The sequence below is a fragment of the Burkholderia theae genome, from assembly GCF_048565265.1.
GTDB lineage: Bacteria > Pseudomonadota > Gammaproteobacteria > Burkholderiales > Burkholderiaceae > Burkholderia > Burkholderia theae.
Genome location: NZ_CP183461.1, coordinates 3,009,610 through 3,024,566 on the forward strand (window position 1 = coordinate 3,009,610; position 14,957 = coordinate 3,024,566).

Sequence of the window (14,957 nt, forward strand, 5' to 3'; positions counted from 1 at the left end):
AAGTGGAGCAACGATGCTCAGCTTCGCATTTGACAATCTGTCACGCCGGGTCAACAAAATTGTCGCCCAGTGGTTGGGCCAGCAGAGCGTATCCATATCCTTCAATATTGCGAGCTGGCGGCAGCTGGTCCCCCTTGCGCTCGGGAGGCCATTCGTTTGTTTGTCGGTACTGGTCGCCGTGAAATTCATCATAGCGTTGCTTTGGTGGACCTGCCCTCGATTTCTCGCCCTGACGGTACCGTCCTACGACTGGAGCAACGCGGAATTTGCAGCGTATGTTGGCACGCTCTGGTCAGTACAGGCAACAATTGCCGCCCTGGTATATCCAATCGTCATTGCGTTTGTGGCAGTGCTTCTTCAGCGCCGAGCCACGGCAAAACTTAGCTTGCAGTTGTACCTGCGTGACGCTGCGGCGCTTACAGCTGGCATCAGTTCGATAGCGCTGGTCGCCACCATGGGCGCTGAGTATCTGGCTGTCCCCTACGTCTCAGCGGAATGGATTGCCATGGGGGCGGCCGGGGACTGTGTCTGGTTCTTTGCTAACACCGTGCTCACTGCATGGTTTCTGTATCGGACCGTCCTCTATCTTGACGACAGCACCAGGATGCGCGTTTTCACGCGCTACGCCGTGAGCAACGCCTTGCCAGCAGATATCCGTGGGCGGCTTGAGGGAAGCATTTTTCTCCAAGAGGGCCATGTCGGGGATACGGTAGAAGAGGAAGGAAGACGTTCGAGCAAACCTCGCGTGCGGTACCTCCCATTCCCCGACGGTACACCCTATGTCACCGTGATGGTCCGCGGCTCGAAGACGGTTGTCGACGTCCGCCTTCGTTTGCTTCGCATCGCAACGGAACTATGGATTCGTGCTCACCGCGAAAAATCCTCTGGGAATCCACGTTCAGTCTCGATCCGGTCACCGTGCCTCTCCTTTACGTTCTCGCCTGGTGAACAACTCAGCGGCGAGGAAACTTTGTGCACCGTGCGGGACGGGGAACCACCAAGCCGCATCGCAGCACTCCTGATTCGTCGCTCGCTCGTACTTGGGCAAAGGAAGCCCTCAACATCCACAATCGACATCTTTGAAGAGTTGGCTGCCGAGGTGCTCACGCTGCTCGAGCAACATCGATTCGAGGCCGCGGCCGAAACGATATCTGCACTGCTCGATCTCCATGCCGAGTTGATTAAAGCAGGGGCGTTCGTGGCCGATGATGGAACGAAGGACAATGCCGCGTTGCTCTCAGACCCGTATCAACTGAGTGGTTTGCGTCTTCACCAAGAATGGGTCAATGGGTACCGGCAACTCATTATCGCAGCCGTTACAGATGTCAATCTTGGAACGCCGTTCTATAGCCGCTGCTGCCACATACCTTACCGCCTGCTCAACCGGCTTCATGGCCAGCACCCAGATGTCGTTTCGTATGTGCTGAACCTGTCATCACTGATGTCACATCGACTCGGCTTGTGGTGGCAATCGAAGGCTGACGACAAAGGCCTCACGATGCGCGGTGCTGCAAACGCAGTCGTTTTGCCTATCCCATCGGCGAAGCAGTACGAGTCCGCGGTAAAGACTTTTATCGAAGGTTGGGAAGCCAGCAGCTATTTGGATATCCGCGTGCCCCCCGACAATGCGGCGAATGCATGGCAGGCGCTCTCAGAGCAACTACGGCTCGCTGCGGAGTATCTTCGATACTTGGTCAAGATGCTTTCCGGGGCAGTCGTTCGCGGGGACCGGACAGCCGCACTATATCTCGAGGACTCGCTCCTAAAGTGGTGGGCATCCCAGGAATCACAGTTTGATGGTCATCCGTTGCCCGAACATGAGTTCCCCATCCACACGCTCGCGTGCATTGACGATAATTGGTCGGTTGTACGCTCGTCGTTGGAGAACCTCCCAGAAGGGGATGAGGAACCAGCGATTGCGCAGGCGCTCGCGTCGACATTGTTGCGGCGATACTGGGTCGACATTCGCTTTGTCACTGCACTTGTACTCGTTTCGTGGACTGACGCCTCGGGCTGCGATTCTACGTTTTCGTTTGAATTGGCAGTCGCACTACTAACTGGGCGTAGCTACATAGAAGGTGGAACGGTAGCGGTGCGAGAGATTTCCGAGTTCAACAGGGTTTGGCTGCATCTCGTTCGCGCGCAAAATGCCGACCGACGTTACGAGAATCGGCTCAACGGAGTCGTGCGCGCTATGTTTGACGCCCTTGAGCCTGACCGACTCGGCGGACGAATATTTTCCGGCTGGAGTGACAGCGATATGCAGTCGCTCCTCAACACGCAAATCGAGCTACTCCTTGCCGTTGCGGGTGGCCGAACGCCCTTCGGTGTCTTCACCGCAGTATCGGCTGTGCCGTACTGGTCTCGAGACATGAACCAACTTGAACAGTTGCGACATTTCGCGCGACAACTCAGCGACGCTTTGAATTCACCAGGCCTCACATCCCGGCTAGATCTGATCGATAAACTGCGGAAGGCACTAGGCAATGCAACCAGCTCGGAGGACGCACAAACGGCTTTGGCGGGCGACTTGAATGCATTGGCTACTGCCGCCGCCGAAGCGCGGCAGGCGGTATTCACTAACGCACAGGTCGCAAATAGCAGATTGGCGCTAGCGTCATCCGCGGTTTCACGCTACATCTTGGACAAGCAATGCACCATTTTTCCGCTTTCCCTCGCTCCAACGTTTATCGCTGAACCTTGCTCCGCTGACTTGTCGAGGTTAAACGTCGTGAACGTTAGAAAAGGCCCCTTCACAGACCCGCCGCTGGAAAGCGGGCATGACCACTCCATCGAGTGGTATAACAAGCTGGTTGGAGAGCAAGTTGCTTCAACCATCATCGAAAAATACCTGCACGCTAAGCGCCCAGCTTCTTTGCCCAATACAAGCACTGACGTCTTTCTCGGCTGGCTCGCAGAACAAGTACAATCGATTCAGCGGAACGGCGGCACTCCAGCTATCCTCGTCCCGATTCAAAGTGCGCCAGCATGGCTTCGTCAGTTGCGCGAAGGCCCAGGCAATGCTTCGGATGCACTTGCGTTTAACTACCGACGTGAGAACGACGTCGCAAGTGTTATCGGCCACTTGGGAGACGTACCAATTCACGCAGCGCCGGTCACTGTTGACGCCTGCTATATAGCCCAGCTCGAGGACTTCACGAAGCTTTCGTACGCGGCCTTTGACGAAGCGATGTGCATCGGAATTGAATGGTCGCCCGAGTCGGTCGAGACTATCCGCCTCTCGTTTTTTTGGAATTTCTCTGTACCCGAATGAGGGTGACCTATTCAACAGCAGGAGTTCATATAACGCCTTGATGGCCCTCTCGATCGAACGTCGGAGGTGTGTGCGCGGACCAACAATCTATCTGGCGCTCCGGTACTCCCTGCTTGCTTGCGTTCGTTCTGGATCTTCGCCCGAACGCAAACGATGAGGGTCTCGCGCGATCGTCTCCCGGCTGTTCTGTCGCAAGCAGGTCTTTGATATTCACTGCCTCGCCGGACTTAGGTACCAAATTGAGCTGGCGCCAGTCATGACTATCGGACTGAAGTACAACTTGCTCAACGAAACGAAGTGCAATTTGCTCGTGCATCGAACAGTGCGTGATGATGCCTACCGGATTGTTCTAAGTATCGGCCACGCTCGCTCACATCAAGCCTTGCTGCTACATTCTGAAACTGCCAACCCGTTGGTCTCTTTCCAAGCAACCGCACCAGCAGTTCGACGTCGATAGGATGATCGTAGCAAAGCACGGGTTTCTCACGGCGCTGCCTAAGTTCGTTCATCCAGCTGCTCAACTCCCTTGCCGCCTCCACACTGGACATCACTCTATCGGGATATTGTCCTAGCTGTGGAACAACAATCGTTCGCACAAAGTCAGTACAGTCACTAACTAAATAATCTGTCAGCTCGACGTAGAATTCGCGGCCATCCTCCGCAACTAGCGCGAGGCTTACAAGCGCCGGAGAGTCCAAATTCGTGAACTCCGTGTCAATGAAGACTCGTCTTTTCCATGGGTGCAAGGTCCCCATCAACGCCCTCCGTCACCTAGATGTCCAACTCGCAATTCAATTCACAATTGAAGTGAACTGGACTTAACCATAACGTAGCATTCGAGAAAACACATCACCCCTCAAACGTTTTCCGTAGAAAAAATACCTCCTTAAATCTATTCCCACCTCCGTTCCACATAAAATCCATCGAACTTCGATCTCAGCACCACATATCCATCCAATTCAAGAGTATGCTACCAAACGGACTGCACGCCACGATCATAATCCTGGAGCAACTATGCCGCGACTTTCCCTCACCGATCTAGTTGACGTAGTTTCGAAGGCGGGCTCCCCGAAGGCAACAAAAGTTAGACAAATCAAAAACAGAGATGACTACAGCCCGGCGATTGATTTCTACAAGCCATTGCGCGATGGAATCGTTTCCGTTCACCAATCTGGAAAATCCAAATCCGAGCTAGACTCCATTCTCGATGGCCTTAAAGATGTAAAGAAGCGCTCCGCGTATCCGGAAATTATTGAAGGATATCGAAAATGGTGGGGAGCAAAGAGACCTCAATGGTTTTCTCCACCAACGGCCGTGTATACAAATTCCGGCATCGAGGTCTCCGTCAACCCTGAAATTGGATTGCTTTACAACGATACGCCACACGTCATAAAGCTTTACTTGAAAGATGACGATGTAAATAAATCCAAAATGGATCTTATTACCGCACTCATGGAGCATTGCCTCAGACAAAAATCAAGCGCAAATACACGCATGGGGGTTCTGGATGTGCGTGGATCTAAGCTATACACGCTTGGCACCAACTCTGCGGTACAGAGGGCCATCATTGATGCTGAGCTGGCGTATGTCGCGGCACTTTGGCCAAATGTCTGAGACTCATGGCATCGAAGCACGGCAGCATCGAGCGGCAAGAATTTCAGGAAAGTACCGTACATGGCGCACGCCCGCGTGAGTGGACGTCCGGGTACCCAACTCCGAACTCGCCTGCGTACAACGTGGCACTCACACCATTCGGTTGGACCGCTCCCACCGCGGGGTAAACGCGATTAGTCCCTGTATCTATAGTCAGCGATCACGTACAACTTTCGAAATTCAAATTTCGAAAAAAAGCCCTCGTGACGAGGGCTTTCATATCGGTTACGATTTCCAAAGTTTGTTGCGGGTCACTCCGTCAACTTTCCAAACTTTGTTGCCGTTTCCAAACTTTATTGTGACGGAACACAGGTGCCGGACCTTACGCGAAGTTCTTCGCTGCGAAGTCCCAGTTCACGATGTTCCAGAACGCTTCGACGAACTTCGGACGTGCGTTGCGGTAGTCGATGTAGTACGCGTGTTCCCACACGTCGATCGTCAGCAGCGCCTTGTCGGCGGTCGTCAGCGGCGTGGCGGCGTTGCTCGTCGACACGATGTCGAGCGAACCGTCCGCCTTCTTCACGAGCCATGCCCAGCCCGAACCGAACGTGCCGACCGCAGCCTTCGTGAACGCTTCCTTGAATGCGTCGTACGAGCCCCACTTCGCGTTGATCGCGTCGCCCAGCGCGCCCGTCGGTGCGCCGCCGCCGTTCGGCGACAGGCTGTTCCAGAAGAACGTGTGGTTCCAGATTTGCGCGGCGTTGTTGAAGATGCCGCCCGACGACTTCTTGACGATCTCTTCCAGCGACAGGTTCTCGAATTCCGTGCCCGGGATCAGATTGTTCAGGTTCGTCACATAAGCCTGATGATGCTTGCCGTAGTGGTACTGGATCGTCTCGAGCGAGATGGTCGGCGCGAGTGCGTCTTCAGCGTACGGGAGCGGCGGGAGCGTATGAGCCATGGCGATTCCTTCGTTGAGTATGTAGGGAGGCTTGTGTTGAATGCTGCCGAGCGTCCGATTGTAGGCGAGGACGAATAACCCCGCAAACTCACGGGCCATTTATCCGCAGTATGCGGAAAAGCGATGTTTGCGCATCGTCCGGCAGGACGAACCGGCGATGCGCGGCATCCGTTCCCGTGCTTCGCGCATGCGTTGCGGGACCTGCGTTTCGCTTACGCCGGCCCGCTCAGATCGTATCGGTCAAGCGCGGCTGCACGTCGGCAAGCGACACGTCGGCCGAGCCTTCGGCCAGATGCACGGTCAGGCGGCGCTGCGGCTTCAGCGCGCTCGGCGCGCGCACCGCGCGGCCGGTCTGCGCGTCGATGAGCGCCGCATAACCGCGTTCGAGCGTGCGCTGCGGGCTCAGCACCTCGAGCCGTGCCGCACAGGCTGACACACGTGCCATGTCGCGTTCGTGACGGCGCTGCAACGCCACCGCGAGACGCTGCGACAACCCCGCGAGCGCCTGGCGCGCCTGCGACGGATCGGGCCGCGCGCGCTGCCAGCGCAACTGCGCGAGCGCAAACCGCGCGCGCGCGTCGCGCACCGGCCGCGAGGCCGCCGACGCGAGCCGCACCGCGAGCTGCTCGACATGCGTGCGCTGCCGCTGCAGCCGCTCGGCCGGGCTCACGAGCCGGCGCGCGAGCCAGTCGAGCTGCTGCGCGCGCCGTTCGAGCATGCGTTCGATACCGCGCGCGAGCGCACGCTGGCGCTCGTCGACCTCGCGCAGCAGCAGCGCGCGCTGCGGGCTCGCGAGCTCGGCCGCGCCGGTCGGCGTCGGCGCGCGCAGGTCGGCCGCGAAATCCGCGATCGTGAAATCGGTTTCGTGCCCGACGCCGCTGACGACCGGCAGCTCGCTCGCCGCGATCGCGCGCGCCAGCGCTTCGTCGTTGAACGACCACAGATCCTCGATCGAACCGCCGCCGCGGCAGACCAGCAGCACGTCGACCTCGCGCCGCGCATTCGCGGCCTGGACGGCCGCGACGAGCTTTTCGGCGGAACCGGCGCCCTGCACGGGCGCCGGATAGACGATCACCGGAATATGCGGCGCGCGGCGCGCGAGCGTGGTCAGCACGTCGCGCAGCGCGGCGGCCTGCAGCGACGTGACGATGCCGATCGCGCGCGGGTGGGCCGGCAGCGGCCGCTTGCGCTCGGGCGCGAAGAGCCCCTCGCCCTCGAGTTGCGCCTTCAGCCGCAGGAACGCCTCGTACAGGCGCCCCTGCCCGGTGCGCCGCACGGCCTCGACGTTGAGCTGGACTTCACCGCGCGGCTCGTACATCGTGACGACCGCGCGCACCTCGATCCGGTCGCCTTCGCGCGGCGTGAATTCCGCGTATTGCGCACGGCCGCGGAACATCACGCAGCGCATCTGCGCCTGCTGGTCCTTGATCGAGAAATACCAGTGGCCGCTCGCGGCACGCGTGAAATTCGACACTTCGCCCGATATCCACAGCAGCGGGAACGAGCGCTCGAGCATCGTCGAAATCGCGCGATTGAGCGCCGAAACGGGAATCACTTCGTCACCGCCGCGCGTCGCGCCGGGTGCGGAAAAAGGAGAGTCGGAAGGCATGGGCGATCGGATGAATGCTGGCGGCGACACGATAGTCCGACACGCGCGCGACGTCCAGCACCGGCCGCATTCGCCGCGACGCGCGGAAGGTGTCCACATTCTGGCAACGGTCCGGCTCAAACGCTTTGAAACTGCTTAAAAATCCAGACAATTCGTCATAACGCATTGATTTTTATAGATTTTTAAACCTTTCGAAATCATTCGCATCCGATTCGATGCCCGCCCGGCGGGCGTTTGAGGCGATCGACCGGGGAGTTTTTCACAGAGTTGTCCACAGGCCGCCGCGATCCGGCCCCGCAGGCTGCGTCGGCCGGTCGCGCTTGCCGCGTCCGCCTGCGGCGCGCTAGAGTGCCGCCTTCCGCAGACCCCGCGGCATGCGCCGCCCAACGGAGAATCCGCCTTGACGAATCCGTCCCACGCCGCGGCGCACCACGCGCCGCGCCCGGCCCGATGAGCGCGCCCGGCGGCCCGCTCGCCCGGCTCGAAGCGCGCCTGACACGCGAATGGCAGCGGCGCGGCGCGCTCGCGTGGGCGCTCACGCCGTTCGCGTGCGTGTTCGGCCTGTGCGCGGCACTGCGGCGCACCGCGTATGCGCAGGGCTGGAAAAAGCCGGTCGACGTCGGCGTGCCCGTCGTCGTGGTCGGCAACGTGACCGTCGGCGGCACCGGCAAGACGCCGACCGTGATCGCACTCGTCGACGCGTTGCGGGCGGCCGGCTTCACGCCCGGCGTCGTGTCGCGCGGCTACGGCGCGAACGTGACCGTGCCGACGGCCGTCACGCCCGCGTCGCGCGTGAGCGCGGCCGGCGACGAACCGCTGCTGATCGCGCGCCGCACCGGCGCGCCCGTCTGGGTGTGCCCCGACCGCGTCGCGGCCGCGCAGGCGCTGCGCGCCGCGCATCCGGACGTCGACGTGATCGTCAGCGACGACGGCCTCCAGCACTACCGTCTCGTTCGCACGGTCGAGCTCGTCGTGTTCGACCACCGGCTCGGCGGCAACGGCTTCCTGCTGCCGGCCGGGCCGCTGCGCGAGCCGTTGTCGCGGCACCGCGACGCGACGCTCGTCAACGACCCGTACAGCGGCACGCTGCCGCCGTGGCCCGACACCTACTCGCTCGCGCTCACGCCGGGCGCCGCGTGGCACCTCGATCAGCCCGCGCTGCGCCGCCCGCTGTCGCAGTTCGCGCACGAACGCGTGCTCGCGGCGGCCGGCATCGGCGCGCCGGAACGCTTCTTCGCGACGCTGCGCGCGGCCGGTCTCGCGCCGGCAACCCGTGCGCTGCCCGACCACTACGCGTTCGCCGACAATCCGTTCGTCGACGACGCCGTCGACGCGATCCTGATCACCGAGAAGGATGCAGTAAAATTGGGCGCTTCCTGGCGCGACGCTCGACTGTGGGTGGTCCCCGTCGAAGCCGCGCTCGACCCTCGCCTCATTGCCCTCGTTGTGGAGAAACTCCGTGGACGCTCGCCTGCTTGAAATCCTTGTGTGCCCTATCTGCAAAGGCCCGCTCCACTATGACCGTGCCGCGCAGGAGCTGATCTGCAACGCGGACAAGCTCGCGTACCCGATCCGCGACGGCATCCCCGTGATGCTCGTCGACGAAGCACGCCAGACCGTCGAAGGCACGCCGGTCGACCCGGCCGGCCGCTAAGCCGCCCGACGACGCCCCGGCCGCGGCCCATCCGCGGCCGGCTCGCCGAACCCCGCCGGGCGCCGGCTCCCGACGCGCCGCCCGCCCCGACCTTCTCACCGCTCCCCCGATGACTCACCCGCAACCCTTCATCGCCGTCATTCCCGCCCGGCTCGCGTCGACGCGGCTCCCGAACAAGCCGCTCGCCGATCTCGGCGGCAAGCCGATGGTCGTGCGCGTCGCCGAGCGCGCGCGCGAAGCGGGCGCGCAGCAGGTGCTGGTCGCGTCCGACGCGCAGAGCGTGCTCGACGCGGCGCGCGATCACGGCTTCGAAGCCGTGCTGACGCGCGCCGACCATCCGTCCGGCACCGACCGGCTCGCGGAAGTCGCGGCGACGTTCGGGTGGAGCGACGACACCGTCGTCGTCAACGTACAGGGCGACGAACCGCTGATCGACCCCGTGCTGGTGCGCGACGTAGCGTCGCACCTGGCCGCGCATCCCGCGTGCGCGATCGCGACCGCCGCCCACCCGATTCACACCGCGGCCGACGTGTTCAACCCGAACGTCGTGAAGGTCGCGCTGGACGCGCAGAGCGTCGCGCTGTACTTCTCGCGCGCGCCGATTCCGTGGAGCCGCGACGCGTACCAGCCGCACTGGCCCGACGTCGCGGTCATGCCGGCCCCTGCGTTTCCGGTCTACCGGCACATCGGCCTCTATGCGTATCGCGCGCGTTTCCTGCGCACGTATCCGACGCTCGCGCAGGCACCGATCGAACAGGCCGAGCAGCTCGAACAGCTGCGCGCGATCTGGCATGGCGAGCGCATCGCAGTGCTGATCACCGAGCAAGCGCCCGAAGCCGGAATCGACACGCCGGCCGATCTCGCGCGCGTGCAGGCCCTTTTTCAGCCGGGTTCAAAATAACCCGTGGCATAATCAGGCGATTGTGCGAGCCGTCCGTGACCAGCGCGTTCTCGCTTGACCCCGCCCGCGGCCCTGCCGGCAGCCGCGCGTCGCCGAAGCCGACGCGCCGCATCAGACCAGCCCGCCGCGCGCCAGGCAAGCCCCGCGCACACTGTCGCCGACGCCTTCGAAGCTCGCCACACGAATCTACATACTTGGAGATATCACCATGCGTTTGATCCTGTTGGGTGCACCCGGCGCGGGAAAGGGCACCCAGGCAAACTTCATCAAGGAAAAGTTCGGCATCCCGCAAATCTCGACGGGCGACATGCTGCGCGCGGCCGTGAAGGCCGGCACGCCGCTCGGCATCGAAGCGAAGCGCTTCATGGATGAAGGCAAGCTCGTGACGGATGACCTGATCATCGGCCTCGTCAAGGAGCGCCTGAAGGAATCCGATTGCGCGAACGGCTACCTGTTCGACGGCTTCCCGCGCACGATCGCGCAGGCTGACGCGATGAAGGAAGCCGGCGTCGCGATCGACTACGTGCTCGAGATCGACGTCCCGTTCTCGGAAATCATCGAGCGCATGAGCGGCCGCCGCACGCACCCGGCATCGGGCCGCACGTACCACGTCAAGTTCAACCCGCCGAAGGTCGAGGGCCAGGACGACGTGACGGGCGAACCGCTGATCCAGCGCGACGACGACAAGGAAGAAACCGTCAAGAAGCGTCTCGAAGTGTATGAAGCGCAGACCAAGCCGCTGATCAAGTACTACGGCGACTGGGCGCAGCGCGGCGAGGAAAACGGCCTGAAGGCCCCGCAGTATCGCAAGATCTCGGGCCTCGGCAGCGTCGAGGAAATCCGCGAGCGCGCGTTTGACGCGCTGAAGTAAGCAGCGCATCGCGCATCCGCAAGCCGCCCTTTCCGGGCGGCTTTTTTTTCGGCCGCGCGACGGCGCCCCGTACAATCGGTCGAACGGGTACGCCCGGCATCGAACGGAACCACCGCTTTGCATGGGACCTCCCTAAGCGCTAAAGCGCCAAGGGCGGTCGACGCTTTGCATGGGACCTCCCTAAGCGCTAAAGCGCTAAGGGCGGTCGACAAAGGAGGCAGTCATGGAGATTCGCGGCAACGTCTTTCTGATCACGGGTGGTGCATCGGGCCTCGGCGCCGGAACGGCCCGGATGCTCGCGCAGGCAGGCGGCAAGGTCGTGCTCGCCGACCTGAACGAGGCGGCGGGCGTCGCGCTCGCGACCGAGCTGGGCGGCGAATTCGTGCGCTGCGACGTCTCGAGCGAGGCCGACGCGCAGGCGGCCGTCGACGCGGCGACGCGCGCGGGCACGCTGCGCGGCCTCGTGAATTGCGCAGGCATCGCGCCCGCAGCGAAAACGGTCGGCAAGGACGGTGCACATCCGCTCGACGTGTTCGCGAAGACGATCAACGTGAACCTCGTCGGCACGTTCAACATGATCCGGCTCGCGGCCGCCGCGATGGCGGCAACCGCGCCGACGGCGGAAGGCGAGCGCGGCGTGATCGTCAGCACCGCGTCGGTCGCCGCGTTCGACGGGCAGATCGGCCAGGCCGCGTACGCGGCCTCGAAGGCCGGCGTCGCGGGCATGACGCTGCCGATCGCGCGCGACCTGTCGCGCAGCGGCATCCGCGTGATGACGATCGCGCCCGGCCTGTTCGAAACGCCGATGCTGCTCGGCATGCCGCAGGACGTGCAGGACGCGCTCGGCGCGATGGTGCCGTTCCCGCCGCGGCTCGGCAAACCGGCCGAATACGCGATGCTGGTGCGGCAGATCGTCGAGAATCCGATGCTCAACGGCGAGGTGATCCGCCTCGACGGCGCGATCCGGATGCAGCCGAAGTAAGCGCCGATGAAAAAACGCCCGCGATGCGGGCGTTTTTGATTCGAGGCTTCGACAATCGCGCGCCGGCTCAATCCTCGCCGTCGCGCTGCATCCGCTGCCGCAGTTCGGTGACCTGCGACTCGACGACGGTCGCGTCGTCCGCATCCGGCCGCTCGCCGAGATACTGCTCGAGATCCTCGAGCGCGGGGCGCAGGTAGTCGAGCCGCGCATACGCGAAACCGCGATCGCGCACCTCGTCGAGCTGCTCGGGCAACAGGATCACGAGGCGCTGCTGCACCGCGAGCAGCCGCTGCCAGCGTTCCGTCTGCAGATAGATCGTCTTCAGGTTGCGCAGCATCCGCGCAATGATCTCGCGGCTCGTCGCGGGCTGCAGCAGCGCGCGCAACGCGCTGTCGACCGCACCGGCCGCGCGCGCGACGTACGGCTCGAGCATCTCGACCATCTCGGCCTCGGACAGCGAATGGCCATTGGTCGGATCAATGATCAGGTCCCCGTCCGGCAGCGTGACGCGCAGCAGGAAGTGACCGGGGAACGACACGCCGCGCGCCGGTACGCCGATCTGCTCGGCGAGCTCCAGATACAGCACCGACAGCGAGATCGGAATCCCGCGCCGCCGCTTCAGCACCGCGTTCAGGTGGCTGTTATCGGGGTCGTAGTAGTCGTTGTGATTGCACGCGAAGCCCAGCTCGCGGAAGAAGAAGTCGTTCAGCGCGGCGACACGGCCCTTCAGGTCCGCATCGTCGGCGAGCCGCCGGCTCAGCCGCGCCGCCAGCATGTCGAGTTCGGCCAGCGTGCCCTGCAGGTCGAGGTCGGGATACGCGTCCTGCGCCAGCGACAGCGCGGTTTCCGTGACGGGCAGGCTGTCGTCGTCCGCCACGAGCGTGCTGAAGTAGTCGAGGACGCGGGTCATAGCGGTCGTCACTTGGCGCGCCTTCTGAAGTAAGCGTATTTGAAGCCCATCACCCACAACATACCGAAATATAGTGCAGCGAACAGCACGAGGCACGCGGCCATCAGCGCGATGCGATCGAGCGGCTGCGCGCGCATCCCGGTCCAGTCGAAGGCGATCGAGAACCAGTGCATCAGGCCCGCGAGCACGAGCGTCGCGCCGATCAGCTGCACGAAGAAGCGCAGCCAGCCCGGCGACGGCTGGTAGATGCCGCGCTTGCGCAGCCCGATGAACAGCAGCAGCGAGTTCAGGCACGCGCCGACGCCGATGCTCAGCGTGAGGCCCGCGTGGCCGATCAGCGGCACGAACACGTAGTTCGAGATCTGCGTGACGATCAGCACGCCGATCGCGATCTTCACGGGCGTCTTGATGTCCTGCTTCGCATAGAAGCCCGGCGCGAGGATCTTGATCAGGATGATGCCGACGAGGCCGATCCCGTAGGTCGCGAGCGCGCGTGCGACCATCGTGACGGTATGCCCGTCGAACTTGCCGTAGTTGAACAGGGTTGCGGTGAGCGGCGTCGCGAAGAAGAACAGCGCGAGCGCGCTCGGTGCCGCGAGCAGGAACGTGACGCGCAGCCCCCAGTCGAGCAGCGCCGAATACTCGTGCGAATCGGCGTCGACGTGCGCCTTCGACAGGCTCGGCAGCAGGATCGTGCCAAGCGCGACGCCGAGCAGCGCCGTCGGAAATTCCATCAGGCGGTCGGCGTAGTTGATCCACGACACGGCGCCCTGCCCGAGCCGCGACGCGATGTTGGTGTTGATGATCAGCGACAGCTGCGCGACCGACACCGCGAACGTCGCGGGCACCATCTTCGCGAGCACGCGCTTCACGCCGGGGTGACGCAGCGCGCGCAGCGGGTTCAGGCCGATCAGCGGCACCATGTCGATCTTCTTCAGGCCCGGCAGCTGCACGAGGAACTGCAGCACGCCGCCGACGATGACGGCCCACGCAAGCGCGTATACCGGCACCTTCAGGTGCGGCGCGACGAACACGGCCGCGGCGATGAACGCGACGTTGAGCAGCACCGGCGCGAACGCGGGCAGCGAGAAGCTCTTGTACGTGTTCAGCACGCCGGACGCGAGCGTCGTCAGCGAAATGAACACGATGTAGGGGAACATGATCCGCGTCATCGTGACCGCGAGCGGGAACGCCTGCCCGTCGGTGTGCAGGCCGGACGCGACCGCGAACACGACCCACGACGCGCCGAAGATCCCGAGGACCGACAGCACGGCAAGCGCCCACGCAAGCACGGTCGACATCGCGTCGACGAGCGCCTTCGTGGCATCGTGCCCCTGCTGGTTCTTGAACTCGGCGAGGATCGGCACGAACGCCTGCGAGAACGCGCCCTCGGCGGACAGACGGCGCAGCAGGTTCGGGATACGGAAGGCGACGTAGAACGCGTCGGTGTATTGACTGGCGCCGAACGCACGGGCGATCAGCGTCTCGCGGGCCAGTCCGGTCACGCGCGACAGCAGCGTGAAGCCGCTGACCGTCAGCAGGGCTCGGAATAGATTCATGGGGCGCTTATTATACGGACGTTGCGTGGCCCGGCACGGACCGAAGCCGAAAAGCACGCACGCCGCCGGCGTCCCTCCCGACGGGAATCACTTCAAGCTTGCCACTCGCTTGATTTTGTTGCTATAATCGCCGGTTTCTGGGCTCGTACATGCACGGCAACTGCCGTTTTCATGTCCCGGCCTCGGTTAAACTCACCGTTTTTTTATGCGCCCCTGGGCAATCGTTCTCAGGGGACGGATCGAAAAGCAGCGCTTGGCCGTCAGGCTCCAAGCTCTGGAAACAGGACAGGATAAGGAACCGTCATGGCTAACTCCGCACAAGCACGCAAGCGCGCCCGCCAGGCCGCGAAGGCAAACTCGCACAACTCGGCGCTGCGCTCGAAATTCCGTACCGCGATCAAGTCGGTCCGCAAGGCTGTTGAAGCCGGCGACCACGCAAAGGCTGCCGATCTGTTCAAGGCTGCCGTGAAGACGATCGACACGATCGCCGACAAGAAGATCGTTCACAAGAACAAGGCCGCTCGCAGCAAGAGCCGCCTCGCCGCAGCCGTCAAGGGCCTGCAGGCAGCAGCGTAACTCCGGTGCGCCCGCCCACGCGGGCGCTCCTGTTTCCTGCGATCGCAAAAAAGCCCGCCTAGGCGGG

At 62.9% G+C, this 14,957-nt stretch carries 13 protein-coding genes; 8 read left to right on the forward strand and 5 right to left on the reverse strand.

Features of this window, described 5'->3' with window-relative positions; translation table 11 throughout:
* The first annotated feature begins 13 nt into the window (after positions 1 to 13).
* Together ACN22W_RS14215 and ACN22W_RS14220 are read left to right on the forward strand one after the other, a co-directional pair.
* Complete coding sequence (locus ACN22W_RS14215) at positions 14 to 3,274, forward strand: hypothetical protein (RefSeq protein WP_419685113.1); 3,261 nt, start codon at positions 14 to 16, stop codon at positions 3,272 to 3,274.
* 1,014 nt (positions 3,275 to 4,288) lie between these two features.
* Entirely contained in the window at positions 4,289 to 4,888 is a 600-nt protein-coding gene (locus ACN22W_RS14220; protein ID WP_124609891.1) for a hypothetical protein, read from the forward strand.
* Positions 4,889 to 5,249: 361 nt separating this feature from the next.
* On the opposite strand, the gene sodB is transcribed toward ACN22W_RS14220, so the two are convergent.
* The 3 genes from sodB to ACN22W_RS14235 form a co-directional block, all read right to left on the reverse strand.
* Entirely contained in the window at positions 5,250 to 5,828 is a 579-nt protein-coding gene (gene sodB, locus ACN22W_RS14225; RefSeq protein ID WP_011352986.1) for a superoxide dismutase [Fe], read from the reverse strand.
* Between the two features lie 226 nt (positions 5,829 to 6,054).
* Positions 6,055 to 7,437 (reverse strand): exodeoxyribonuclease VII large subunit, encoded by a 1,383-nt coding sequence (gene xseA / locus ACN22W_RS14230; RefSeq protein WP_419685117.1) that lies wholly within the window; start codon positions 7,435 to 7,437, stop codon positions 6,055 to 6,057.
* Positions 7,388 to 7,603: a hypothetical protein gene (locus ACN22W_RS14235; protein ID WP_419685119.1), complete on the reverse strand. Its 216-nt coding sequence runs from the start codon at positions 7,601 to 7,603 to the stop codon at positions 7,388 to 7,390. The genes xseA and ACN22W_RS14235 overlap by 50 nt, the downstream gene beginning before the upstream one ends.
* A 284-nt stretch (positions 7,604 to 7,887) precedes the next feature.
* Here ACN22W_RS14235 and lpxK point away from each other — a divergent pair, with 284 nt between their 5' ends.
* The 5 genes from lpxK (at position 7,888) to ACN22W_RS14260 (ending at position 11,845) form a co-directional block, all read left to right on the forward strand.
* Complete coding sequence (lpxK, locus tag ACN22W_RS14240; RefSeq protein ID WP_419685121.1) at positions 7,888 to 8,916, forward strand: tetraacyldisaccharide 4'-kinase; 1,029 nt, start codon at positions 7,888 to 7,890, stop codon at positions 8,914 to 8,916.
* Positions 8,897 to 9,091 (forward strand): Trm112 family protein, encoded by a 195-nt coding sequence (locus ACN22W_RS14245; protein WP_010090898.1) that lies wholly within the window; start codon positions 8,897 to 8,899, stop codon positions 9,089 to 9,091. The genes lpxK and ACN22W_RS14245 overlap by 20 nt, the downstream gene beginning before the upstream one ends.
* 109 nt (positions 9,092 to 9,200) lie before the next feature.
* Complete coding sequence (gene kdsB, locus ACN22W_RS14250) at positions 9,201 to 9,992, forward strand: 3-deoxy-manno-octulosonate cytidylyltransferase (RefSeq protein WP_419685128.1); 792 nt, start codon at positions 9,201 to 9,203, stop codon at positions 9,990 to 9,992.
* 208 nt (positions 9,993 to 10,200) lie between these two features.
* Positions 10,201 to 10,863 carry an adenylate kinase gene (gene adk / locus ACN22W_RS14255; RefSeq protein ID WP_193098916.1) on the forward strand — a complete coding sequence of 221 codons (663 nt, stop codon included), beginning with the start codon at positions 10,201 to 10,203 and terminating at the stop codon, positions 10,861 to 10,863.
* A gap of 223 nt (positions 10,864 to 11,086) precedes the next feature.
* Positions 11,087 to 11,845 carry an SDR family NAD(P)-dependent oxidoreductase gene (locus tag ACN22W_RS14260; RefSeq protein ID WP_193098917.1) on the forward strand — a complete coding sequence of 253 codons (759 nt, stop codon included), beginning with the start codon at positions 11,087 to 11,089 and terminating at the stop codon, positions 11,843 to 11,845.
* A 67-nt stretch (positions 11,846 to 11,912) separates the two neighbouring features.
* Here the strand turns inward: ACN22W_RS14260 and ACN22W_RS14265 are convergent, their stop codons facing one another.
* Together ACN22W_RS14265 and murJ are read right to left on the reverse strand one after the other, a co-directional pair.
* On the reverse strand, positions 11,913 to 12,755 hold the full coding sequence (locus ACN22W_RS14265; protein WP_129512814.1) for a SirB1 family protein: 843 nt from the start codon (positions 12,753 to 12,755) through the stop codon (positions 11,913 to 11,915).
* A gap of 8 nt (positions 12,756 to 12,763) precedes the next feature.
* Positions 12,764 to 14,371: a murein biosynthesis integral membrane protein MurJ gene (gene murJ / locus ACN22W_RS14270; protein ID WP_419685131.1), complete on the reverse strand. Its 1,608-nt coding sequence runs from the start codon at positions 14,369 to 14,371 to the stop codon at positions 12,764 to 12,766.
* A 246-nt stretch (positions 14,372 to 14,617) separates the two neighbouring features.
* On the opposite strand from murJ, the gene rpsT reads away from it, so the two are divergent.
* Entirely contained in the window at positions 14,618 to 14,890 is a 273-nt protein-coding gene (gene rpsT / locus ACN22W_RS14275) for a 30S ribosomal protein S20 (protein ID WP_047898858.1), read from the forward strand.
* Positions 14,891 to 14,957: the final 67 nt, after the last annotated feature.